The organism is Limnoraphis robusta CS-951, assembly GCF_000972705.2.
On record NZ_LATL02000298.1, the window covers coordinates 1 to 23,119 of the forward strand.

General features: G+C 42.1%; 22 protein-coding genes. 13 read left to right on the forward strand and 9 right to left on the reverse strand.

Annotated features, from left to right (window positions below; translation table 11 throughout):
- Positions 1–532: 532 nt before the first annotated feature.
- Positions 533–1,069 (reverse strand): hypothetical protein, encoded by a 537-nt coding sequence (locus tag WN50_RS24895; RefSeq protein ID WP_046278038.1) that lies wholly within the window; start codon positions 1,067–1,069, stop codon positions 533–535.
- 89 nt (positions 1,070–1,158) lie between these two features.
- Here WN50_RS24895 and ruvB point away from each other — a divergent pair, with 89 nt between their 5' ends.
- Both ruvB and WN50_RS24905 read left to right on the forward strand, forming a co-directional pair.
- Positions 1,159–2,289: a Holliday junction branch migration DNA helicase RuvB gene (gene ruvB / locus WN50_RS24900; protein ID WP_046278039.1), complete on the forward strand. Its 1,131-nt coding sequence runs from the start codon at positions 1,159–1,161 to the stop codon at positions 2,287–2,289.
- Between the two features lie 231 nt (positions 2,290–2,520).
- Positions 2,521–3,432, forward strand: coding sequence for a mechanosensitive ion channel family protein (locus WN50_RS24905; RefSeq protein WP_046278040.1), 912 nt, complete (start codon positions 2,521–2,523; stop codon positions 3,430–3,432).
- Positions 3,433–3,518: 86 nt separating this feature from the next.
- Here WN50_RS24905 and WN50_RS24910 read toward each other — a convergent pair whose 3' ends face one another.
- Positions 3,519–3,773, reverse strand: a complete 255-nt coding sequence (locus WN50_RS24910) for a hypothetical protein (protein WP_046278041.1) — start codon at positions 3,771–3,773, stop codon at positions 3,519–3,521.
- A gap of 245 nt (positions 3,774–4,018) precedes the next feature.
- On the opposite strand from WN50_RS24910, the gene WN50_RS24915 reads away from it, so the two are divergent.
- The 3 genes from WN50_RS24915 (at position 4,019) to WN50_RS24925 (ending at position 8,855) form a co-directional block, all read left to right on the forward strand.
- A complete protein-coding gene (locus WN50_RS24915; RefSeq protein ID WP_046278042.1) occupies positions 4,019–4,348 on the forward strand; it encodes a hypothetical protein in 330 nt (109 codons plus the stop codon).
- A gap of 485 nt (positions 4,349–4,833) precedes the next feature.
- Positions 4,834–6,195 carry an RNA-guided endonuclease InsQ/TnpB family protein gene (locus WN50_RS24920; protein ID WP_046278043.1) on the forward strand — a complete coding sequence of 454 codons (1,362 nt, stop codon included), beginning with the start codon at positions 4,834–4,836 and terminating at the stop codon, positions 6,193–6,195.
- Positions 6,196–6,407: 212 nt separating this feature from the next.
- Entirely contained in the window at positions 6,408–8,855 is a 2,448-nt protein-coding gene (locus WN50_RS24925) for an exonuclease domain-containing protein (protein ID WP_046278044.1), read from the forward strand.
- Between the two features lie 88 nt (positions 8,856–8,943).
- Here the strand turns inward: WN50_RS24925 and speD are convergent, their stop codons facing one another.
- Both speD and WN50_RS24935 read right to left on the reverse strand, forming a co-directional pair.
- Positions 8,944–9,357, reverse strand: a complete 414-nt coding sequence (gene speD / locus WN50_RS24930; protein ID WP_046278045.1) for an adenosylmethionine decarboxylase — start codon at positions 9,355–9,357, stop codon at positions 8,944–8,946.
- A gap of 254 nt (positions 9,358–9,611) precedes the next feature.
- Positions 9,612–10,529 (reverse strand): metallophosphoesterase, encoded by a 918-nt coding sequence (locus tag WN50_RS24935; RefSeq protein WP_046278046.1) that lies wholly within the window; start codon positions 10,527–10,529, stop codon positions 9,612–9,614.
- Between the two features lie 113 nt (positions 10,530–10,642).
- Between WN50_RS24935 and WN50_RS24940 the strand changes: the two genes are divergently transcribed.
- The 3 genes from WN50_RS24940 to WN50_RS24950 all read left to right on the forward strand — a co-directional run bounded on the left by WN50_RS24940 (position 10,643) and on the right by WN50_RS24950 (position 14,095).
- Positions 10,643–11,590 (forward strand): hypothetical protein, encoded by a 948-nt coding sequence (locus tag WN50_RS24940; RefSeq protein WP_046278047.1) that lies wholly within the window; start codon positions 10,643–10,645, stop codon positions 11,588–11,590.
- 88 nt (positions 11,591–11,678) lie between these two features.
- Positions 11,679–13,103: a protein adenylyltransferase SelO gene (locus WN50_RS24945; RefSeq protein WP_046278048.1), complete on the forward strand. Its 1,425-nt coding sequence runs from the start codon at positions 11,679–11,681 to the stop codon at positions 13,101–13,103.
- 68 nt (positions 13,104–13,171) lie between these two features.
- Positions 13,172–14,095, forward strand: coding sequence for a M28 family peptidase (locus tag WN50_RS24950; protein ID WP_046278049.1), 924 nt, complete (start codon positions 13,172–13,174; stop codon positions 14,093–14,095).
- A gap of 5 nt (positions 14,096–14,100) precedes the next feature.
- Here WN50_RS24950 and WN50_RS24955 read toward each other — a convergent pair whose 3' ends face one another.
- Positions 14,101–14,517: a hypothetical protein gene (locus tag WN50_RS24955; RefSeq protein WP_049560152.1), complete on the reverse strand. Its 417-nt coding sequence runs from the start codon at positions 14,515–14,517 to the stop codon at positions 14,101–14,103.
- 388 nt (positions 14,518–14,905) lie between these two features.
- Here WN50_RS24955 and WN50_RS24960 point away from each other — a divergent pair, with 388 nt between their 5' ends.
- From WN50_RS24960 to WN50_RS24980, 5 genes are all read left to right on the forward strand, one after another.
- Positions 14,906–15,322, forward strand: coding sequence for an AbrB family transcriptional regulator (locus WN50_RS24960; RefSeq protein ID WP_046278050.1), 417 nt, complete (start codon positions 14,906–14,908; stop codon positions 15,320–15,322).
- Between the two features lie 130 nt (positions 15,323–15,452).
- Positions 15,453–15,890, forward strand: a complete 438-nt coding sequence (locus WN50_RS24965; RefSeq protein WP_046278051.1) for a secondary thiamine-phosphate synthase enzyme YjbQ — start codon at positions 15,453–15,455, stop codon at positions 15,888–15,890.
- A gap of 73 nt (positions 15,891–15,963) precedes the next feature.
- Entirely contained in the window at positions 15,964–17,748 is a 1,785-nt protein-coding gene (locus WN50_RS24970) for a vanadium-dependent haloperoxidase (RefSeq protein WP_049560155.1), read from the forward strand.
- A gap of 112 nt (positions 17,749–17,860) precedes the next feature.
- Complete coding sequence (locus tag WN50_RS24975; protein ID WP_046278052.1) at positions 17,861–19,057, forward strand: RNA-guided endonuclease InsQ/TnpB family protein; 1,197 nt, start codon at positions 17,861–17,863, stop codon at positions 19,055–19,057.
- A 112-nt stretch (positions 19,058–19,169) separates the two neighbouring features.
- Positions 19,170–19,946 carry a cysteine hydrolase family protein gene (locus tag WN50_RS24980; RefSeq protein ID WP_046278053.1) on the forward strand — a complete coding sequence of 259 codons (777 nt, stop codon included), beginning with the start codon at positions 19,170–19,172 and terminating at the stop codon, positions 19,944–19,946.
- A 98-nt stretch (positions 19,947–20,044) separates the two neighbouring features.
- Here the strand turns inward: WN50_RS24980 and WN50_RS24985 are convergent, their stop codons facing one another.
- The 4 genes from WN50_RS24985 to WN50_RS25000 form a co-directional block, all read right to left on the reverse strand.
- Positions 20,045–20,917, reverse strand: coding sequence for a hypothetical protein (locus tag WN50_RS24985; RefSeq protein WP_046278054.1), 873 nt, complete (start codon positions 20,915–20,917; stop codon positions 20,045–20,047).
- Positions 20,918–21,128: 211 nt separating this feature from the next.
- Positions 21,129–21,347, reverse strand: a complete 219-nt coding sequence (locus WN50_RS24990; protein WP_046278055.1) for a hypothetical protein — start codon at positions 21,345–21,347, stop codon at positions 21,129–21,131.
- A gap of 233 nt (positions 21,348–21,580) precedes the next feature.
- Positions 21,581–22,390, reverse strand: a complete 810-nt coding sequence (locus tag WN50_RS24995; RefSeq protein WP_046278056.1) for a glucose 1-dehydrogenase — start codon at positions 22,388–22,390, stop codon at positions 21,581–21,583.
- Positions 22,391–22,505: 115 nt separating this feature from the next.
- On the reverse strand, positions 22,506–22,898 hold the full coding sequence (locus tag WN50_RS25000) for a CsbD family protein (RefSeq protein ID WP_046278057.1): 393 nt from the start codon (positions 22,896–22,898) through the stop codon (positions 22,506–22,508).
- Between the last annotated feature and the right edge of the window lie 221 nt (positions 22,899–23,119).

A 23,119-nucleotide genomic window follows, 5' to 3' on the forward strand; every position in this document is an offset into this window, starting at 1 on the left:
TTTTGTTGCCAGCCAATAATCTGCGTAGGCTGGATTACCGTGACGGTACTTATAACGGAAGTTCCTTTCGTACACATAGTTAGGTGCTAGACAGGATTTGATGTCAGATTCATCATTACTGCCGTTTAACCCCGCTTTTCCCACTTTGATGACCATTCTCCACAGGAAGGGGTTATGCTGTCACTCCACCATCTGGAGGGATGGGCTTTCACCATCACGGTTATTGAGTTGTCAAGGTTTATCACCTTGCCCTATCCACGTCTGTTGGACTTTTGATAGGAACGAATCGCACGGTAAAAACGGTAGCGGTAGGCTTTTTCTGTCATGTGTCACATCTTAGCATATAGCTTGTGAGAACCGCTATCGAAGAGGCGTTTCCTCCCGTCGCTAAAAGCGAGGGTCTCCACGCCAAATTCAGATGAAAATAGCCATTGCTCAAACAATGACTTGATGAATATTAACAGTCTAAAAAACAGGATTCTATCATTAAAATTTGAACAGCGATCGCCGGATAATTTCCAACGGAATTCACTTACATCAAAGGTTGTAAAGCCTGGGCGATCGCTTCTCGTTGTTCGCTATCATATCCCCAACGTTCGAGAAAACTTTGATATTCGCCTGAGCCTGTTTGAATGGTTTCTAGAAGTTGTTTAACCATTGTATCCAACACGGGAATATTCAGAGATTGTATTAAATGAACGGAACGCGATCGCACCCGATCTGAACTCGCAGCCATGTCTTCATGTTGGTTACGACGGTGATAAATGACCATAGCCGCCGACATTGCCATATTTTTGATCAGCAAGTCCGGTACAATCTCAGGAGCGGCTTCTAAACCCCGTACAACGGCTTCTGAGGGGCGATCGACAAAGACCCGAGGATCGGTGAGATAAGTAACAAAAAACCCTCTGGCGCCATTGTGAGTTTTGACTAAATTCGCGATCGCGGCTTCAGTTTCCGACTCAGAAAGGTCATTCGCCGCTATATTTTCGAGTAAAGTCTCAGTTTGGGCGATCGCCTGTTCAAAGGTCAGATCTTCAGAAGTGGACTCGGTAGAGGGAGAATTCATAAAAAAGGCTGATAATTCGACACCATTTTTGAGATTAACAGCATTGTGACACAATGAAGGAATCCGACGGAAGGTAAAATTAGCCCGTCATGGCAATTATTTCATCAAAATCACAACCGACTGACCCCAATTCCCCAAAAAAGCGTGCATCTGTACCTTCGGGAAAGGCTCAAAAATCTCAATCTGGATCTGAAGATGAACATTTACTTGTCCCGGAAGCAACAACTGATGAACAAATTAACCCCAAACAAGATGAATCCATTCGACCTCAGCGTATTTGTGATTATATCGGTCAAAAGGATTTAAAAGAAGTTTTAGAAATTGCGATCGCTGCTGCAAAATCTCGCAAGGAACCCCTCGATCACTTGTTACTTTACGGGCCACCGGGGTTAGGAAAAACAACGATGGCGCTGATTTTAGCATCGGAAATGGGAGTGACTTGTAAGATTACCACCGCACCCGCTATTGAAAAACCCCGTGATATTGCCGGATTATTAGTGAATCTCAAACCGGGGGAAATTTTATTTATTGATGAGATTCACCGCTTGTCAAAAATGGCGGAAGAAATTCTCTATCCAGCGATGGAAGATTGCCGTCTTGATATTACCATTGGTCAAGGTAGATCTGCGAAAACGCGCAGCATTCCTCTGACTCCATTTACGATTGTTGGGGCGACAACTCGCATCGGGGCGTTAACCTCTCCTTTACGCGATCGCTTTGGGTTAATTCAACGGTTACGATTCTATGAAGTGGATGAATTAAGTTTAATTGTACAACGAACGGCTAAATTATTAAATACACCGATAAATTCAGAAGGTGCGGAAGAAATTGCTCGTCGTTCACGGGGAACTCCACGTATTGCGAACCGCCTGTTAAAACGGGTGCGTGATTATGTGGAAGTTAAAGCTTCTGGGCCGATTACTGGGGAGATTGCAGCCATCGCTTTACAACTGTTTAATGTTGATCCAATGGGGCTAGATTGGACAGATCGCCATCTATTAAGCATGATGATTGAAAATTTTAATGGCGGCCCAGTCGGTTTAGAAACAATGGCAGCAGCAACGGGAGAAGATGCCCAAACGATTGAGGAGGTTTATGAGCCTTATTTGATGCAAATTGGCTTTTTACAACGCACACATCGGGGACGGCTAGCAACGGCTTCGGCGTGGAAACATTTAGGGTATTCGCCTCCTGAACAGCAGTTATCGCTGTTTCCTTAGAGAGTGATAATACTAGACAACCATTTCAAAAGGCTAGGGTGAAGTTTCTACCCTAAGATAGACGCTAAAAATTAGGGATCTCAGTAAGCTGTAAAAAGCCTGATATCGTGACGTTTTAACAATAGATATTCAGCTTAAAATTACAGGGAATTTCCAATTTGAAAATCAAACGCATCTACTAAATTTTTCAGGTGAAAAAAATTAGCATAAAGGCTAAAAATATATAGGATTATGGATCAATTGTTTCAAACCGTAAAAGACAGTATACAGGAGTTAGTTGCCAGTGGGGTTAAACTCATTCCTGCGATTTTCACCGCTCTAATTATCCTTTTTTTGACTCGTTATGCTGCTCAATTTGTACAACAGCTTGTTGAACAAGTGAGTCGTAAAACAGTTCGCAGTCAGTCTTTACAGTTACTCTTAGCCAAAACCAGTCACATCGGGGTTTGGGTTATTGGTGTTGTTTTGGCTTGCGTAATTACATTTCCTGGCTTACGTTTAGGAGATGTGATTGCAACTTTGGGTTTAAGTTCAGTGGCAATTGGTTTTGCATTCCAAGACATCTTTAAAAACTTTTTAGCGGGAATTTTACTGCTTCTTCAAGAACCCTTTCGGATTAACGATCAAGTAATTATTGGAGACTATGAAGGAACAGTCGAACGCATTGATATTCGCACAACCAAAATTCACACTTACCAGGGAGAACAAATTTTAATACCCAATTCTACCGTCTTTACCAGTGCAGTTCAGGTGAGAACCGCTTTCACTTCTCGACGAACAGATTTAGCCGTTGGTGTTGATTATAATACATCTTTGCGTCAGGCTTCTCAACTGTTAGAACGAACGATTTCTCAAGTTGAAGGGGTGTTAGAAACTCCAGAAATCGAAATTGATTTAGTCAGTTTTGGAGACAGTTCAATTGACTTTTTAGTTCGTTATTGGACTCGACCCCAACAAAAGACGGTTCGGAGAATTCAAACTCGAGCAATTATCGCCATTAAAGAAGCCTTTGATCAAGCAGATATCAATATTCCTTATCCCATTAGAACGCTTTATTTCTATAATCAGGAGCAGTACAATGATGATATTCCCTCGGACAATTATGATGGTCATTCTCAAGAGGCGTTGCGTCTCAAGAGCTAATCAAATGCAATAGGATGGAGTGAGCGATCTTCTCAAAGCTCACCCCATTATCTAACCTAAAATTAGTCAATTTTTTGAGATCATCTTTAGAGAGAACTTTTACTATCGGGTGCGATTTCTATTCCTTGTCCTTGTTTCATTTGGTTTTGAGGAGTAACGAGATCACTTAAGTTATCAATATTAACGCCAATCTGTTGACAAGCTTGCTTCAGTTGGCTTTCAAAGGTGTTGATATCCTCAGCATAACCGCAGTTTTTAGCGGCTTCTTTGACTCCTAAATTCGCACTGGCTTTTGCACAGTCGATGAGTTCTGTTCCGTGCAGGGGTTCAGTCTGAGCCATGAAAATTGCTCCTGAAAACTTATAGTACACCCTAATAGATGATTTCAGATTTAAACCTTTTCATCCTCTATCTGAAGGCAGATCTTAATCCCCCCAGTTGTAATGAATAAAGATGAAGGCCTAAAATTCAGCTAAAACTCACCAAATTTGCAAGTTTAGGGTTCAAATCCCTTTCCTTAGACAGATTTAAATTTTCTATTTCTATTGTTATAAATGTTGTGTAATCTTAGTTTAAAAGAAAAAAGATGAAAACTATTGTATCGCGTTTTGCTCGGGTTTTACTCATGCTTTGTATCTGCACCGTATTACTGCTTTCTCAGAGTTTTCCGGCGGTGGCGGCTAATCCTTCCAATAATCACGGAGAAGACGCCCTTAAAGACATTCAGAAAAAATCAGAAGATGTTCTCAGAACCCCCCCTCGTTCTTTAGATCAAGCTAAAGCTGATGCTCCTTCGGGTTTGAATTTAGTTCAGGGAGACGCGGATAAAGACCAAATGAAAACCCCTGAAAATTCCAGTGGAACTTCTGTAGAAGAACAAATTGATGAAGCTTTGAAGAAGACAATCGGAAGATAGATAATTAATGATTTAATCTTGTTGACTGCACCGTTATTATAGCGGTGCTATTTAGTTTTAAAAATTAGTTTTTTAATAAAATTATACTCACTCAACACTATCATCAATCTAACGTTCTTTTCCGCGAAAGTTGACTCGGGAAGCGAGTCATCGCAGGCACTGCCTTTTCAAGGCAGTGTACCGATGACTTTATCTTCATTTTTAGGGATTTTCATCACGCCTTGTTTCCCGATTAAAGACTTGCTTTACCCACAATGTTGCGAGAAGGCTATAGCAGAGAAAGAGTTGATTAGGACACTGTTTTTCTGTCAAATCCTTTTATGATAAAGGTTTCAATTCTGTCTCCTGTCTCCTGTCTCCTGATTTCTGCTATAGCACTCTACCCGTAGGGTGAGTGTCGTTTCGGAATCGCGACCCGTAAAAAATATGAGCGCCGCGAAGACTTTATGGTACAATGAAGCCATAAACTGAGTCCAACACTTTCTATGTTTGTCCTTGAAGCCAAGCTCTATGGTTCGGATAGTCAGTTTGCGATCATCGATGAGATGATCCGTACTGCTGGCTTTATTCGTAACAAATGCTTGCGCTATTGGATGGACAATAAAGGGGTTGGACAGTACGATTTATCGGCTTATTGCAAGGTACTAGCCAAAGAATTTGAGTGGGCAAAAAAACTCAACTCAATGGCTCGACAAGCAAGTGCAGAACGAGCTTGGAGTGCTATTAAACGATTCTTTGACAACTGCAAGAAAAAGGTTCCCGGCAAGAAGCGGTGCGACCTCGCGCCCTTCGGGTTCGGCAGTTGCTTCAAGTCGGGGAACCCGCCCAACGCACTGCACTCACCACCTGCGGGCGCAAGAGGAAGCGCACCAAGAGAAGGTTTTCCAAAGTTTAAGAAATCCCGCTCGGTTGAATATAAAACAAGCGGATACAAGCTGTCGGAAGATCGGCAATCAATCACTTTTAAAGATGGGTTTCAAGCCGGAACCTTTAGAATGAGAGGAGCTTTCGATCTTAACTATTATAACCCCAAGCAAATTAAGCGAATTCGGGTTGTGAGGAAGGCTGATGGCTATTATGCTCAGTTTTGCATCCAACACAACAAGACAGAAAATATAGAACCCTCTCGGAAAGCAATTGGTTTAGACGTAGGTTTAACCCATTTCTACACGGATAGCGACGGGAATACCGTAGAAAATCCCCGTTTTTTGCGAAAAACAGAACGGGAGTTAAAACGATTTCAAAAATGGGTAAGCCGTAAGAAAAAAGGCTCAAAGAACCGCAAAAAAGCAATTCATAGGTTGGGGAAAAAGCATCTCAAAGTTTCGCGCCAGCGTAAAGACTTTGTTTGTAAGTTGGCAAGGTACGTGGTGACATCTAACGATGTCGTGGTGTTCGAGAACTTGAGAGTGCGTAACATGGTGAGCCAGCGCGTTGGGCGGGTTTCCCGACTTGAAGCGACTGGCGAACCCGTAAGGGTTAAAAATCACAAGCTAGCCAAAAGCATTTCCGACGTGAGTTGGAGACAATTCTTTGAATGGCTGGAATACTACGGGAAAGTGTTAGGAAAAGTTGTTGTACCTATCAGTCCCGAATATACCAGTCAGGAATGCTCGGCTTGTGGTGAAATTGTCATGAAAACCTTGAGCCAAAGAACCCATATTTGTAAATGTGGATGTGAGTTAGATCGAGACCATAACGCATCCCTAAATATTTTGGCTAAGGGATTAAGAGAAATCAGTAGGGGTGGGCAATCCCAAACTGCTAGTCTAGAGCTAGAAAACGCCTTTGAAGAGTTAAGTCTCTATCTACCAAATGAGAATTTGGTAGACAAACTTTCTCGTTGAAGAAGGAACCCCGCACTGTACCGCTTGCGGTCAGCGTCGGGAGGATGTCAGGATTCATTGCATTGTGTAAACAGTCTGCGGACAGTGTAACCCCTTGTGTCACAATAACACTAGGTTGAACCTTAGGATGCCCTGCTTGTCTCAAAAATCCGGATTCAACGAATAACACACCGCATCAGTTTCAATGAGTCGTATTTGTACTTAAAACTCCTATGAAATTTCATCCTAACTTTATTGTAATTGATACCGAAGGACAGCCAATTTTGCGGGAAATTGCAATTGTTGATCATCAGGGAAAACTGATTTATGAAGCTTGGGCAGATAATCATCCGAATAATCCTCAAATTTGCCCTCAAACGAAACCCCTGAAAACGATTATCAAGGATTTTCTAGAATTGGCTCATTCTCAAACAATTATCTGTCATTATGCCAGACATGATATGGAAGTGCTGCGAAAAAGCTTTCAGGCGGTGGGAATTCCGACTCCCCATTTAGTATTTGAATGTAGTTTTGAACTGGCTCAACGTCATTTACCCGAACTCGGTAGCCATTCTTTAGAAGCACTCAGTAAGCATTTAAATCTAAAATTAGATGGTAAAATCTTTAATAATGATTCCGCTCATCGTGCTAAATATGATGCGTTGTTTACCTATCAACTCTATAGACGGATGATCAATGAATTTTTAAAAGTTAGACTTCAGAAAAAATCCAATCCTTTTGGTTCGAGTCGCGTTGATACACCGTTTCAAGATCATGTGGATTTTCGCTCGATTTTTCAAGATGAGTTTGAACGCTTAAAGTCTATTTTAATTGATATCAAACAAGATCCAAATCATCAAAGTAAAGGAGCCGTTGTAATTGGGGAACCCGGTTCAGGCAAAACCCATTTAATGATGCGTCTGGCTAAGGATTTATTAAAAACTAATCGATTATTATTTATTCGTCAACCTAATAATAAAGATGCCGTTTTATTTCATACTTATAGCCGCATTCTAGAGTCTTTAATTCAAAATGTTCCGGGAAGCGATCGCACACAACTCGAACATCTGTTAGCTAATAGCTTTGCAGAAATTATTAAAAACCAAGACTCCTATTCTACACCCAAGACTCAAAAAGATGATAAAATATTAGAAGTCATACAAGATAATAACCTCAATTTATTCACTGAGTTAGGACAAGAAGAAACTAAAATTAAACGAGACTATTGGGAACATATTGAAAAACGGGCTTATGATTGGTGGCTGCGAAACTTTTCCTCAGCCGGATACGCCCCCCAAATTCTCAGAGGAATTATTCGTTTTTGTGGCTATACCGACTTTAACCGTCGTCAAATTATTACCCAATGGTTGGCTTTAAATGATTTATCTTCCGAAGAACTTGATAAAGTTAGACTGGAAAGCTGGGGAGAAGATTGGAGTCGGGAAGAAATCGCATTAGCGGCGTTAGAAGTCTTTAGTAAATTGTCTTTACTGGATGAACCTTTAATTATTATTTTTGATCAGTTAGAAGGATTGGGTTTAAAACACAACGAACCCCTTTTACAAAGCTTTGGAGAAGCCATTAAAGAAATATTTACCCATGTTCCGAATAGCTTGATTATTTTAAATCTATTTCCAGATCGTTGGCAACAGTTTCAACAAATCTTTGATGGTTCGATTGTAGATCGGGTTTCTCAATCTCAGATTTTCCTGTCTAAACCTTCTCATCAACAGCTTAAACAACTGCTTAATTTAAAAGCAAAAACGGCGGAAGTTTCTCTTGATGAATTGTTTGAACCCGATGAAATTCAAGCCCTTCTTGAACAACCTTCGATTCGTTCCAGTCTGAATGCGGCGGCGGATTATTACCGTTATAAAATTGATGGGATTTCTCTTCCTAAACGTTTGTCATCTGCTAACCCAACTTCTCCCATTGAACCCGAGTTTGAACAACAAATTCAACAACTCACCGCAGATGTCGCCCAAATCAAACAGGTGATTCTGCAAATCACCCAAGCATTAAATATGAGTGAAAATGGGAACGGAATATTATCTGATCCACCTGCTGTTATTACCCCTCATATTCCGGCGAATTCTCCGATCAAGCGACAGGTTCAAGACTATTTAAGTCAGCAACGCCTCAGTTTAGAAGAAAACTATAGCAAACCGCAAATTATTACCGAAAGTGATGATCTCGGAAAATTAACAACGATTCTTGAATCTCTGCGATTTGTGATTTCTCCCCTTGATTTTCAGGTTTTACGCTTGGGGCGACGGGTTCTTCCTGAACATTTAGTCATCCAAACTGCGACTCATCAATTTGCGGTAGGATTTTTACATCAAGGCGGAAGTCGATTTTATCACCGCATTCGCAACTGGAATGAATTAGTGATGAATCACCCTGAAATTCAATTTAATCTCTGTCGAGAATCTCGTGAAGGCTTAGTGACGGCGAAAAAAAGTGCAGAATTTCTCGAACAATTCCGCAATGCTGATAATGGTAATTTTATCTTTATGGATAAAGAACAGCGAATTATTTTTGAACTGGTTTATCAGATGATTGTTGATATCCAAAATCGAGATTTAGAAGTGAATCTCAGCGAAGCGTTGGATATTGTTTTATTTGATTATCGCAATTATTGGTTATTCAAAAATCTGACGCTATTAACTTTAAATGCCTAACTTTAGGACTACGCCAAGAGGGGAAGAACAACTCTTAATACCTTACCCCTCTTGAATCTATCTAGCTAGAACATCAGAGCATTCTAGATTAAACTGGACAGATTTCTTTTTCGGAAATCACCTGGGAATTAACTTGATCACTGTCGATCATTGTCTCAGGTTCAAACCCTCGTTCAAATTCTCTCAGCTTCACCTGTTTGGCTTGTAAAGCTGTCTTTAAGACTTCAACAGCCTTGCGGGGTTCTCCCCGACCACAGAAGAAGAAATCAGCCGCAAAATAACCGTATTCAGGCCAGGTATGAATAGCGATATGTGACTCGGCTAGTGTGGCGGTTGCCGTGACTCCGTGGGGACTAAACTGATGTACACAGAAGTCAATTAAAGTAGCGTTTCCTGCGGTGATAGCTTCTAGAATTGAGTTGCGAATTCGTTCAGGATCGTTGAGCAGTTCAGCAGGACATTGCCACGCATCGAGAATTAAATGAGTACCTAATTTTTTCATTTAGTTGGGTTCCACCTCCCCTAGTAATTCAGATGAGTTTAAGCATACTCAGCTCTGTAGACCTATGACATCCGACAAAGGGATGCTCTTTAGATAAGCTGAGATTTGCTTCCTTTTCTAGTGTATAGTCTTTTTGGAAAAATGATCACTCTTGAAAAATAATTTTTAATCGAGTTCGACTCAACCCTTGTCCCCTATGGATGAATCTGTCAAAATGTCCATGTCGTGCAGATGAAGCGATCAAAATGTCCAAATTACCCAGATATTGATGAATTGGGGATGACAGCTTGATCAAACACTTTATTTTCGGTATTGATCGCCCGAACCATTATCTGATCAGCATACACCTCAAAGGTGGCAAAGCTCAGTTCTGGCGTTGAATATTCTGTCCATTCTGAACGTTTAACAAATCTATTCATAGCACCTGCACCACAAGTTAAATAAGTAGTGCCATTGAGAGAACGACTGCGTTCATAGTTGTGATCGTGGCCATTAATATAGAGTTGAACGCCATATTTTTTAAACAAGGGTGTTAAACTTTCAACTAATTTTTTTTTCCCGCCATGAACTCCCGAAGAATAAACGGGATGATGACCAAAAACCACTTTCCAAGGGGCATCGCTGCGACGGAGTTGTTCTTCTAACCAAGTCAGTTGAGTTAACCAATCTGCATTACTATTGGTATCTAACGCCAAAAAATGTACCGGATCTTGACGAAACGTGTAATAACGTCCCTTCATATTAAAGCCCGGATAACTCAGTTGTAAATTCCCGTTTTCTGTGCGAATATCGTGATTTCCTAAACAGGCTTGAAATTTAACGCCACTTTGCAGTAAAGTTTTATAGGGCTTCTCAAAAACCTCCTCCATCCGTTCAATTTCCCCATTCGGATAAATATTATCTCCGGCTAAAAGGGCTAAATTAAAAGGGTATTGTTGATGATAACGAGTTAGGGCTTCAGCCACCGCATATTGCCCCGGTTCACCTGTTCCGGTATCGGCTAGAGCAACAAAACGGAACAAAGGTTCTGTCGTGGGAATCGATGCAATGGGAGTCGGACTCATTGTCGTTTGACTGTTCGGAGTTCCGGCTTGTAAATTCTCAAATCTCCAAATCGAACCGATTACACTTCCACAAACAAGACTAGAGAGAATAAATTGACGGCGTTTCATCTGGAAAAACTTAGGTATTCAAAAGCTACAATAAAATGATACATTAGGATGAAAAATTCCAGACTTGAGTCTAGCACATTTGACCTCGCTCAACGGTTAGCCGGGAATTAAAAATGTCTGAAGAACAATTCACCTCTCCTCGCCCTAAAAAACCACAGACACGCCCCCCTCGACGCAATATTTTGATCAACCTGACCCTTCAAGTTTTACGGGGCTTGATTGACCAACTCGAAGGGATTGTCGCCCAATTAGAAAATCCATCTTCCCCGGAAAATTCCCGGAACCCAAACGAAAGAAACCGCTCTCGACATTATGGCTCTAAAATATTATCACCGATTCGGCGATTTTTGCCCCCAGTTGTCAATCGAATTTTACCTGATCCGATTTTAGCACTCGTCATTGGGGCAATTGTTGTTATCCTATTCAGCCAGATTATCAAACAGTTTCCCAGTCGTGAACCCCCCCCTGAACTTGCAAAAATAACCGTTCCCTCGCCCCAACAACCCGAAATTATTATCGAGAAACCCTTACAAGAAATCCCCAGTGAACCGCCATTGTCCGCCCCAGAACTTGAACGATTCCCGACAGAACTTGTTCCCGAACCCCCGGCGAGTTTAGAAGAAGTCCCCTCGATTTCAGAACCTGAAAATGTTAGCGAAAACCCTGATAAAATCCCCCAGTTGATCGTTGAAACAGCACCCCCTCAACCTGTGAAATTTATTTCCCCCCCGAACCTCGAACTCACACCCGAACAGTATTTGATTGCCACAATTCAAAGGAAAATGAACGAATCGACCGCGAAAATTAGCGCCGAAATTATTGCCTCAGTTCAAGCCAACTTTCCCGCTAGTTTATTACGAGTTGAACTCAGTCCGGCTTGGTATGAACTCAGCGAAGACAAACAAACTCAACTGGCGCAAGTCGTTTTTGAACAGGCACAGAACTTTGATTTTACCCGACTCGAACTGATCTCCCCAAGCGGAAAACCCATCGCCCGTAATGCAGTAATTGGCACAAACATGATTATATTAAATCGGACAAATCTTGAAAGCGATCATTAGAAATTCTTAAATTCTTCCGTAGTCTGGATTACAACACAAACTTCAACTTATAGAATATAAAGATTGAAATCAGCAGTATGAGTTTCTCATGGCGAATCCCTTCCTCTTCCTTGAATACGAACCTGCATTTGAAGCGTTAGGCCGTGATTACTACGATGAAGTGGTCGCCGCAGAATTTCCCCTCCATATCCTGCGCTTCCGCAATGATCAAATCCTCACCCAGTTAGGCCTTGACCCCCAAACGGTAACGGACGATCACTTTATCGAAGCCTTTGGCAAATTTGAAAGTGTACGTCCGGCTTTAGCGATGTGTTATCACGGCTATCAATTTGGAGAATATAACCCGCAACTCGGCGATGGTCGCGGCTTTCTCTATGGACAAGTTCGCGGCATCGATGGTGAACTCTACGACTTTGGCACCAAAGGAACAGGTCAAACCCCCTATTCTCGCAACGCCGATGGTCGCCTCACTCTCAAAGGCGGTGTCCGGGAAGTGATCGCCGCCGAAGCTTTACACCGAATGGGGGTGCGAACTTCTCGTACTTTAAGTTTAATTGAAACGGGCGAAAAACTCTATCGCAGTGATGAACCTTCTCCGACTCGTTCGGCGGCTATGGTACGCTTTAGTCGCTCTCATATTCGCTTTGGCACTTTTGAACGATTACATTATTTTGGTCGTGCCGATTTAATCACAAAATTATTAGATCATGTGATTGAATATTATTATCCTCATTTCAAAACCGAGAGCGATCGCTATGCTTTATTTTATGGTGAATTAGTCAAACGAGTCGCTACATTAGTCGCCCAATGGATGGCTGCCGGATTTTGTCATGGGGTCTTGAATACAGATAATATGTCCATTACTGGAGAAAGTTTTGACTACGGCCCCTATGCGTTTATACCGACTTACAACCCTCGATTTACCGCCGCTTATTTTGACTCGAGTGGGTTATATTGCTATGCCAATCAACCCTGGGTTTGTAAGGGAAATTTAGAACGGCTGCAACAACCGTTGAAAATGGTTATTGATTCAGAAGCATTAGAGTCAGGACTTGATTTATTTGATCACCAATTTCGAGAAACTTATAGACAACTGATGATCAATAAACTTGGCTTTGCACAGTTACCCCTAGCGGAAGCCGAGGAATTATTAAAGCTAACGATTAATTTACTCAAAAACAATGACTTGGGTTATCACGACTTTTTTAGTCTGCTGACTCAAGAATTTTGCGCCGACTGGCAAGATGATTTTAGTCAAATTTGTAAAACAGAAGGATTACCTAAATTTGAAGGATGGCGGAAACTCTACCTCGAAAGTTGGCAACAGCTTTATCATCATTATCTGCAAACCCTCTCCCCGCAACAACTCGATGAAATGAAAGCCCGATTAAAACGATATAATCCGACTGTTGTCCCGCTACGTCCTCAAATAGAAGCCGTTTGGGAACCGATTTTTGTAGAGGACAATTGGGAACCTTTTTATAGTCTGTTGAAACGAATTAAAACAGAATGATATGATCAAAATAATCTCCCAAAATTGCCCCTCTGCTTAAATTCAGCGAAGAAACAACTTAAACCTTTATGATCCCCTCCATGCCGGGTGAAAGTTATCATGGGCCTTTGCCTGCGTTAACGACCCATGAATTCGAGTTACAAATGGCACTTGAACGCGATATCAAAATTTTGGCAAAAGAGATCGGCGAACGCAACTATCTCAACTATGATAATTTGAGAGCCTCAGCCGATTTTTTAGAAACAGAGTTTTTAGATTGCGGTTATCACGTTCAACGTCAAGCCTACGAAGTCAACGATCAAACCTTTGAAAATCTCGCCGTAGAAATCAAAGGAAGCGATCGCCCCGATGAAATTATCGTCATTGGGGGTCATTATGACTCAGTAGCCGGATGTCCAGGCGCCAATGATAACGGTTCCGGCGCGGCGGCGGTTTTAGCATTAGCGCGATTATTTGCAGGGAAAACACCCCGACGAACCTTGCGGTTTGTTGAATTTGTCAACGAAGAACCCCCATTTGCCATGACAGAGGGAATGGGAAGTTTGGTTTATGCCCGTTATTGTAAACAGCGTCAGGATAATATTGTCGGGATGTTGAGTCTAGAGACAATGGGATATTATTCTAACGAACTCGGAAGCCAACGCTTTCCCTTTCCGTTGGGGAATTTTTATCCTTCTACCGGGAATTATATCGCCTTCGTCACCCATTTGAAATCCACTTCTCTCGTGCGTCAAATGGTGGAATCCTTTCGCCGTCACACTCAATTTCCCTGTGAAGGTGCAGCCGTTCCGGGTATGATTACCGGAGTGAGCTATTCCGATCATTGGTCATTTTGGGAGCAAGGATATCCAGCCGTGATGGTGACAGATACCGCCATGTTTCGCTATCCCTATTATCACGCCTGGAATGATACACCCGAACAGGTAAACTATGACTGTTTGGCGCGAGTGGTGGCCGGGTTAGAACGGGTAATTGAGGAGTTAGTCTCTTAGTCTATCTAGTATGAGTAACCGGGGACTCGAAAATTTAGTAACTGATCGCAACTGTTGGTTTCGCTTGAGTATTCTTCCGTTTCAAGATCAACGGGGTAATACTCATAGCCGTCTTGATCACAACATTCTAATTCGATCAAGGGTTCAGCATTTTCGGATTCTTCTTTATAGAATAAAAAACGGTTTTCTTCGCATCTATCTAAAGGTTGAAAGTCCGTCACAGGTGTCAGGTATTGATCACGTCCAGAAATGGCTCTAGGGTTGGCAAAATTAGACACTTGTTGCAGTCCATCATAAGCCGCAACGGGAGCTGGAACTTCGATATACTCGATTTGATCTCCGCGATCAATCAGTAGTCCCAATTGACCATTATTGTGACCAACCGCAACAATCTGACTTAAATCTATTTTCGTTAGTTTCATGGAAATTCTCCTGAAGCCCTATCTGATCAATTTCAGTTTTGACCCCTAACTCTCTAAAAGTCTATCATTTTTTGATTTTTAAGTCAACTTTTTGAGAGTAACAACACAGATGTAACAGTATGAAGAACTTCTGTTAAGCTTTACTCAATCTTTCTCTGTAAAAGAGATGTTACAACTTCAGCCTATCCCGTTTTGGGGTTCAAAATGGCTGTAAACTTTTAACAGTAAGAACAGATCACAGAGTTTGAGGAGATTTTCGGGAGAGTTGAGGCGTTAAGATATCAGAAATTGCAGAAAGATCTGACACAAAAATGCGCTTCTGGTTATATCATGTAAAAAACAACGAAATTACGTGTTAGGATTGTTTAACTAAGTTCGGAGTAGACTAATGGCAAAATCAGCAACAGAGAAAGCATCAATAGCTCCACTGACGGGAAAAGCTTTACTTCAGAAAGTTAAGTCGCTTGGTAATATGCCAAGACGAGAGACTGCTAAACTTTGTGGCTATTACACCACCACAAAAGATGAGCAAATGCGGGCGAATATGACGGAATTTTACGACGCGCTGTTAGCCGCGAAGGGAATTTCCTTAGATCCCGGTCGAACAGATGGTCGAGGTAGAGAAGCCAGTTATCGGGCTTGCGTACATAAAAATGGATCTCTGGTTATTGGTGCTAACTACACCCAAGCAATGGGCTTAAGACCGGGTGATCAATTTGAAATTCGCTTAGGTCATAAGCATATTCACCTCATTCAGGTTGATGCGAAATCCGGTCAAGAGTTAGACGAAGACGAAGAAGAATAAATTCGCTGATTCATTTCTATGTGATTGACGAAAACAGTTAAATCTGTAGCCCAAGTGCCTCATAAGTTATGAGGTATGGGCTACGGGGTTAATTTATATATCATTCGAGATTAATCTTGAGAAGCAAAGCATGGTGATCATTCATCAGTTTATCTCCGTTGAAACCCAAGCCGGGATAAGCATTTACAACATTACACCGGAGATTGTAAGCCGTCTAGAGTCGAGTGGGATTAGCAACGGCCAAGTCCTGATTTTCTCCCGACACACCACAACAGCCTTAGTGATTAATGAGGATGAAGAACGGTTATTAGAGGATATCAAAGTCCACCTGAAAACCTTAGCCCCTGCTGATGCCAAATACCTGCATAACGATCTACACTTAAGAGACGTTCCCCCCGATGAACCGATCAACGCTCACTCCCATTTAATGGCGATGATGCTAAGTACCAGCGAAGTCATTCCAGTGGTAGAAGGAAAACTCGGTTTAGGAACTTGGCAGTCCGTGTTATTTTTGGAGTTAGACGGGCCACGAACACGCAGCGTATCCCTACAAATCATGGGAGAATAAAGCAAAAGACTTGACAAAATTTAAAAAATAGGTAAATGATTAGTCTAGAGATCTGACTCATGGCTAGATTTTTATGCTGGAACTCCTAAACCTGTTTGATGTGAGTTTCTATCTGAACCAACATTCGGATGCTATAGAAGTAGTAGAAAATACAGTATTAAACCGCCAACTCGATCATTGCCGACTCAAAGATCAGTTTGCCGACTGTCACCCCCATTTGTTTGAAGCGAAACAACAAGAGCAACGTCGATCTCCAGAGATTACCAAAGCCATACAACTCCGTAAACTATACTCAGGACTTGATCCTCACCTCCAATGGAGTAAAATTACAGAACAGCTCGTAATACCCCCATTGAACGAGCGCATTGCTCGCCACAATCACCCCAAGATAGATTCTATTCATTCTCTCATTTCTGAAAAAATTGTTAGAGGACTCACACCCTTAATTGATCCAGAAAAATCAGCGATCCGCGATCGCACCACTCAAACGGTGATTCTCTGGAATGAAGCCACCCAGCAAGCCATCCGCAACACTTCTCCCGGCCCAACGGTGTCTTCTCGCGCCTATTCAGTCGTGCATACCGCCATGTTTGATGCTTGGGCGAGTTATGATCCCGTAGCCATCGGTACCCAACTCGCAGATCAGCTACAGCGTCCCCAGGATGAAAACACCCTCTCTAATAAAAGTGAAGCCATCAGTTATGCTGCCTACAGCACCCTGATCGACTTATTCCCGACTCAACAGCAAGTCTTTGATGATCTGATGCAGCAACTCGGCTTATTCCCGACAACTGCGATCGCCAGCCCCCAAACCCCCAGAGGAATTGGACAAGCGGCCAGCACTGCTGTGCTTCGCTTTTGCCACAAGGACGGATCAAACCAATTAAACAGCTACGCAGACACAACGAGTTATCAACCCGTTAACCCTTCGGAGAGTCTAAGCGACCTCAACCGTTGGCAACCCCTACGAGTTCCCCTCAACGACCCCAAAGGCCGCCTACAAGCCTTCCTAACGCCTCACTGGGGGACTGTTATCCCCTTCGGTTTAACCTCCGGTTCCCAATTTCGACCCCCCGCCCCGCCTGACTTGGCAACACCGCTATACCGTCAACGAGTCCAGGAAATCTTAGACTACAACGCCAACCTCACCGATGAACACAAAATAATCGCCGAATATTGGGAAGACGGCCCCGGAACCTCTTTTCCTCCCGGTAAATGGATGGCTATTGGGCAGTATATTTCCCAACGCGATAACCATAGTCTCGATGAAGATGTCAAACTATTTTTTATGCTTGCCAACGCCCTTTTTGATGCGGGAATTGCGGCTTGGGACTCCAAACGGTTCTATGATTATATTCGCCCTGTATCGGCTATTCGTAGCCTGTTTAACGGTCAACAAATTCAAGCTTGGGCAGGCCCCGGTAAAGGCACACAAACCATTGACGGTAGCCAGTGGCACCCCTACCAACGCCTGAATGATCCGACTCCCCCTTTTCCCGAATATGTCTCGGGACACAGCAGCTACAGCGCCGCCGCCGCCGAAGTGTTAAAACGGTATACTAAAAGTGATCACTTTGGGGCTTCCTATACCGCCCCCGTTGGAAGTTCCCGCTTTGAACCTGGTATTACCCCTACTGAAGAAATAACACTTTCCTGGCCGACTTTTTCCGCCGCCGCCGATCAAGCCGGAATTTCTCGGTTGTATGGTGGGATTCATTTTCGCGATGGCGACTTAAACGGACGTCAACTCGGACGAAAAGTTGGGGAAACAGTCTGGAATAAAGCCCAAACCTTCATTAATGGAGGAGGTAGGAGCGGGTTTATCTTAATGAAGCGAGAAGACCCGCGCCATAAATAAAATGTTGGCGACGGGACGGGGCGTTTAAAGTGCGGAATTCAATTCCGCACACAGCCCCTCATGAATCGCTACCAAACAAACAACTTACAAGTTTCGTGGTAAACTGTAAGACATGGTTGAAAAAGCTCTCAAATTTAGGTTCTATCCAACTCCTGAACAGGAAGATCTGTTGAGGAGGACATTGGGGTGCGTCCGTCTGGTGTACAACAAAGCACTGGCGGCGCGAACCGAAGCGTGGTATAAACAGAAAGAGCGGGTAGGGTATTCTCAAACCTCATCAATGCTAACGGAGTGGAAAAAAGAGGAGGAATTAGACTTTTTAAACGAGGTCAGTAGTGTTCCGCTTCAGCAGAGTTTAAGGCACTTGCAAACCGCTTTTACCAACTTCTTTGCAGGTCGAACAAAGTACCCGAACTTTAAGAAAAAACGCTTAGGTGGAAGTGCCGAATTTAGTAAAGCTGCATTTAAGTGGAGAGATGGTCAAGTCTACATTGCCAAGTGCTTTGAACCTTTGCCGATTCGATGGAGTCGTCAACTACCAAAGGGATGCAGTCCTTCTACTATCACAGTCAAGTTAGACCCCAGCAGTAGATGGTTTGTATCTTTGAGAATTGACGATCCAGTAGACCACAAACTAAAACCCATCGATAAAAAAGTGGGGATAGATCTTGGCATCACCAGTCTGTTCACCACGTCTGATGGTGTGAAAGTTTCTAATCCCAAGCACTTTGATAAGCTATATAAAAAACTCCGACTCGCTCAAAAGTCTTTAAGCCGGAAAATCAAAGGCTCAAAAAACCGAGAGAGAGCAAGAGTTAAAGTAGCTCGAATTCAAGCTAAAATTGCCGATTGCAGGCGCGACAAAACTCACAAGTTAACGACTCAACTTATTCGTGAAAATCAAACGATAGCTGTTGAAGACTTGGCTGTGAAGAACATGGTGAAAAATCACAAGTTAGCCAGAGCAATCAGCGATGCGAACTGGGGAGAACTTGTCCGACAACTCACTTACAAAGCTGAGTGGTACGGAAGAGAATTAATCAAAATAGATCGTTGGTTTCCCAGTTCCAAGCGATGCTCGAATTGTGGATACATTGCAGAAAAAATGCCGTTGAATATCAGAGAGTGGGATTGTCCTAAGTGCAATTCTCACCACGACCGCGATATTAACGCCTCAATTAATATTTTGGCTGCGGGACTCGCAGTGTCAGTCTGTGGAGCCACCGTAAGAGCCGAACAGAATAAATCTGTTAAGCCAGGTGCGAAAAGCTCTTCTTTGAAGAGAAAGAAGCAGAAACCCAAGTTGTGAGGCTTGGGAATCCCGCGCCAAAAACGAATGTGTTGGCGTGTGGTCGGAGGTCAACATTGATCAGGACAATAATCCTCTAAAATAAAGTCCAAATCTCAGTAAACTTAGGGCAATGAATTCCCCTTCTCTACGAACTTTAGGTGTGCCTCCCAATGCTTGGGGCGTGACAGATGCGATCGCGGATCTGACTCGTCCGGTTGTTGAACCTCAACCTATTACCCTCGCTACGGAAACAAAAACCCTGCGACTAGACTTAGCCAAAGCTGCTATTTTAGTCATTGATATGCAAAATGATTTCTGTCATCCTGATGGTTGGTTAGCCCATATAGGGGTAGATGTCACGCCCGCCCGTCAACCCATCGAACCTTTACAAAAGCTTTTACCCGTGTTGCGATCGGCAAATGTTCCCGTTATTTGGATCAACTGGGGAAATCGGCCTGATTTACTGAATATTAGTCCAGCAACGCTTCATGTTTATAATCCTACAGGCGAAGGGGTGGGTTTAGGTGATCCCTTACCCAAAAATAATTCACCCGTTTTACAAGCCGGAAGTTGGGCGGCGGCGGTTGTTGATGAACTCGAACAAAAACCGGAAGATATTCGAGTTGATAAATACCGCATGAGTGGCTTTTGGGATACGCCGCTTGATAGTATTTTACGAAATTTAGGCAAAACTACGTTATTTTTTGCCGGGGTAAATGCCGATCAATGTGTGATGGCAACGTTGCAAGATGCCAACTTTTTGGGCTATGACTGTATTTTAGTTAAAGATGGCACTGCAACCACATCACCTGAATATTGTTGGCAAGCGACGCTTTATAATGTTAACCAATGTTTTGGTTTTATTTGCGACTCGGAAGGGATTTCGCAAGCGATCGCCCAACTTTAAATATATAAAAACCCGGTAACTTTTGAGAAACCGGGTTTTTTAGGGCTTACAGTTATACTTGACCGGACTGAAAACCGTTATAATTATTGCTGTTTTAATTATTGCTTTTTCCAACAGAATTTAGGGAATAAACCCACTAAGAATAAAGCAACTAACGCTGAAGGTTCAGGAATTTCTTGGGCGACTTCCGGTTCAGCATAAATAAAATCATCAGTTGCTACTAAGTCTATCCCATTTTCGGGGTCATCAGCCGGGCCGGATGTAATTGTGTTACTGTCAAGATCGACATCAAAAATGGTATTGTTGCCTAAAATAAGTTCAACCTCAGTGATCACAGGTTCATCAAATAAAACCCCTAAAAAAGACGGTAGACCACTTCCGCCCGGTTCCACAAAATATTTCCCTAAACTGACTGAACCGTTTAAAAACTCAATACTACTGGTATTGGGAAGTTCAACATCAAGAAAAATCGCCCCAAAACCCCGAGTAGCAGCAGGGGTAGTGGTTCCGGCGAGAGTGAAACTTTGCTCAATTTCGTTGTCGTCTTCGCCAAAATGAACGAAAATATTATTGGGACTAAAAGCCGGAAACTGACCCGCCACACCGGAATTAACGCTTTCTAAACCATCGCCACTGACGATATAAACATCATCATACAAGGCACCGCGAGACAGAAAACGATCTTCAGGAATACCGACCACTTGATCAGGAACGATCACCTGAGTATTGCCGCCAAAATCGGTTCCATCTAATAATACACCATCCCAGTTGACCGTGCGAAATCCGCCGATTTGTGAGCCGATAGCAGTGGTATTATCCAACCCACCAATAGCGGCTTTCATCGCTGCAAAAGCGGTTGCTGCATTGTCACCCACACCACTAAACAAAGTCGCGGCTTGTGCTTTTTGAAAAGGGATAGACACTGCCAATATTCCCGTTAATGCGATGCACAACGGTTTAAAAGTAGTCATAAAATAATCTCCTAACTCTAACAAAATCTTGAGTAGTCGAGATGAAGCCTACTGTTGTGCATCTTAGCCTATAACGTTCTGTATGTTTAGTGAAACTCTCCAAGTTTTACATGAACTACCCTTCTGTAAAGATAATTTAGATAAATTTAAAGGAATTGTAAAATAGTCAAATTACCATTGCTGGACTTTAGTTTTAACAAAATAATTAATTTTAAATCCGAAAACTGGGAATGCGGTGATTTGAATGATTCCAAAAATCAACGTGATTTTTGATAGATATTTCAACAATTAATGTTTCAGGAATATGAACCTTTCTTTCAAAAACAAACTCCCCGTAATCAGCCAAGTCATCAAGACCGATAAAATTGAGGATAATCTCAGCTACTATCCAAATAAAAAACTTTAAAACAGACTGATTTAAGTATTCCATAGCCTCTCACATCCTTGATTAACCTCCATTGAGGAATCATCAAAAAATCAACAACTTAACCTCATCCTTATTTTAAATAAGACCTGAGATAAATTTCTTCTTTCTCCTGAGAGATTTCTGGGTCATCTCTTGGTGTCTCTGTGTCTTGGTGGTTTTATTCTATAAAATCAAAAAAATAAGCCTGATTTCTTCAAGAAACCCGGCGATAAAATTAACATAAATTTTTGAATCATTTATTCTCCGGCTGACCAAGGTTCCATAAACTTTGGATACAGCGTTAGTCCGCCATCAATATAAAGAGTTTGACCCGTAATATAAGACGCATCATCAGAAGCCAAAAAAGCCGTAATTGCAGCCATTTCTTCAGACGTTCCGACTCGTCCCATCGGAATATGCTGTTCAACTTCTTGTCTTTTTTTCTCATCTTCTGACCAAGAATTAATCGGTGTTGCCGTTGCGCCCGGTGCAATAGCATTAACCCGAATTCCATGTCTCGCATATTCTAAAGCCAGCGTTTTAGTCAGGTTTCCCATGCCCCCTTTACTAATAGAATAACTCACATATTGAGGTCGAGGAATAATCTCATGCACACTAGAAACATTAATAATTACACCGCCATTATTCTGTTTTAAAAACTGTTTAATCGCTGACCGAGAACACAAAAAAGCACCTCGGAGATTCACCGAAATAACTTGATCAAAATCCTCTGTTTTTACTTGATCAGAAGCTTCGGCGATTTGCATTCCCGCATTATTCACTAAGATATCTAAACTACCCAATTTCTCGACAACTTCACCACACATTCTGATAATATCTTGCTCGTTAGAAACATCACCTTCGACGGGTATATCTTTACCCCCACAGTCTCGAATTTGATTGCAAACTTGATCAATCATTTCTTCTGTATCTTGAACTTTTTCAGGATTTCCCCGATAATTAATCGCTACATTTGCCCCTTCTGTTGCAAAGCGAACAGCGATCGCCTGACCTATTCCAGAAGTAGCTCCAGTGATTAACACATTTTTCCCTTTCAACCCTTTCATTATGATTTTAATCCTCCTAATATTTATTCTTGAATATTTAACGAAAATCCCAGGGTTTAACCTGGGAAAAATTAGCGCATCAAAAGTTCAGACTAAAACCTATTCTTTCTCAGTTTTACTGTCCGAAGAAATCTTTAACCGCATCAACTACATTATCAGAAGTTCTTTCAAGATCATTGTGGGCTTCGCTGCTTTGACGTTGGATGTCGCCGACATTTTCTTGTGCTTTTCCTTGAGTTTGTTTGAGTGAACCTTCAGTTTTGGCTTGAGCTTCTTTCATATTTTGTTCTGCTGCTCCGACGGCTTGGCGTGCTTTACCTTCCACTTTATTTGCTGTACCTTCTCCCAATACATTGTCTACCATTGAAGAATTAGTTGCTAAGATAGAAGAAGTATTCAGACTCAGGGCTTGAGCCGGTAAAAATGAAGCGGTTAGTAAACCTGAACAAAATACAGCTAATGATACAAAAACACCAAATTTTAAAAGCAATTTACGAGCAAATCTCATAGTTTAATCTCCTCTGTTGATTTCACAACAGCTTCAGTATTTATCGTTGAATATTTGTTCCAACGTTTCACTTTCAGAATAAACGGGTTTGAGGTCAATTGACCTCACTCTTTAGAGAGAACTAAATTGGAGGTTTGTGGACATTTTTGGTCAATTTAACCCCTTTTAATCTCTCTCTAGATAGAGTGATTATTTTAAAATTTTTTGATATAGTTTTAGTT

Coding starts and splice junctions, on each gene's coding strand:
- WN50_RS24895 (WP_046278038.1), bottom strand. CDS start 1,069: ATGAATTCTCCCTCTACCGAGTCCACTTCTGAAGATCTGACCTTTGAA.
- ruvB (WP_046278039.1), top strand. CDS start 1,159: ATGGCAATTATTTCATCAAAATCACAACCGACTGACCCCAATTCCCCA.
- WN50_RS24905 (WP_046278040.1), top strand. CDS start 2,521: ATGGATCAATTGTTTCAAACCGTAAAAGACAGTATACAGGAGTTAGTT.
- WN50_RS24910 (WP_046278041.1), bottom strand. CDS start 3,773: ATGGCTCAGACTGAACCCCTGCACGGAACAGAACTCATCGACTGTGCA.
- WN50_RS24915 (WP_046278042.1), top strand. CDS start 4,019: ATGAAAACTATTGTATCGCGTTTTGCTCGGGTTTTACTCATGCTTTGT.
- WN50_RS24920 (WP_046278043.1), top strand. CDS start 4,834: ATGTTTGTCCTTGAAGCCAAGCTCTATGGTTCGGATAGTCAGTTTGCG.
- WN50_RS24925 (WP_046278044.1), top strand. CDS start 6,408: ATGAAATTTCATCCTAACTTTATTGTAATTGATACCGAAGGACAGCCA.
- speD (WP_046278045.1), bottom strand. CDS start 9,357: ATGAAAAAATTAGGTACTCATTTAATTCTCGATGCGTGGCAATGTCCT.
- WN50_RS24935 (WP_046278046.1), bottom strand. CDS start 10,529: ATGAAACGCCGTCAATTTATTCTCTCTAGTCTTGTTTGTGGAAGTGTA.
- WN50_RS24940 (WP_046278047.1), top strand. CDS start 10,643: ATGTCTGAAGAACAATTCACCTCTCCTCGCCCTAAAAAACCACAGACA.
- WN50_RS24945 (WP_046278048.1), top strand. CDS start 11,679: ATGGCGAATCCCTTCCTCTTCCTTGAATACGAACCTGCATTTGAAGCG.
- WN50_RS24950 (WP_046278049.1), top strand. CDS start 13,172: ATGATCCCCTCCATGCCGGGTGAAAGTTATCATGGGCCTTTGCCTGCG.
- WN50_RS24955 (WP_049560152.1), bottom strand. CDS start 14,517: ATGAAACTAACGAAAATAGATTTAAGTCAGATTGTTGCGGTTGGTCAC.
- WN50_RS24960 (WP_046278050.1), top strand. CDS start 14,906: ATGGCAAAATCAGCAACAGAGAAAGCATCAATAGCTCCACTGACGGGA.
- WN50_RS24965 (WP_046278051.1), top strand. CDS start 15,453: ATGGTGATCATTCATCAGTTTATCTCCGTTGAAACCCAAGCCGGGATA.
- WN50_RS24970 (WP_049560155.1), top strand. CDS start 15,964: ATGCTGGAACTCCTAAACCTGTTTGATGTGAGTTTCTATCTGAACCAA.
- WN50_RS24975 (WP_046278052.1), top strand. CDS start 17,861: ATGGTTGAAAAAGCTCTCAAATTTAGGTTCTATCCAACTCCTGAACAG.
- WN50_RS24980 (WP_046278053.1), top strand. CDS start 19,170: ATGAATTCCCCTTCTCTACGAACTTTAGGTGTGCCTCCCAATGCTTGG.
- WN50_RS24985 (WP_046278054.1), bottom strand. CDS start 20,917: ATGACTACTTTTAAACCGTTGTGCATCGCATTAACGGGAATATTGGCA.
- WN50_RS24990 (WP_046278055.1), bottom strand. CDS start 21,347: ATGGAATACTTAAATCAGTCTGTTTTAAAGTTTTTTATTTGGATAGTA.
- WN50_RS24995 (WP_046278056.1), bottom strand. CDS start 22,390: ATGAAAGGGTTGAAAGGGAAAAATGTGTTAATCACTGGAGCTACTTCT.
- WN50_RS25000 (WP_046278057.1), bottom strand. CDS start 22,898: ATGAGATTTGCTCGTAAATTGCTTTTAAAATTTGGTGTTTTTGTATCA.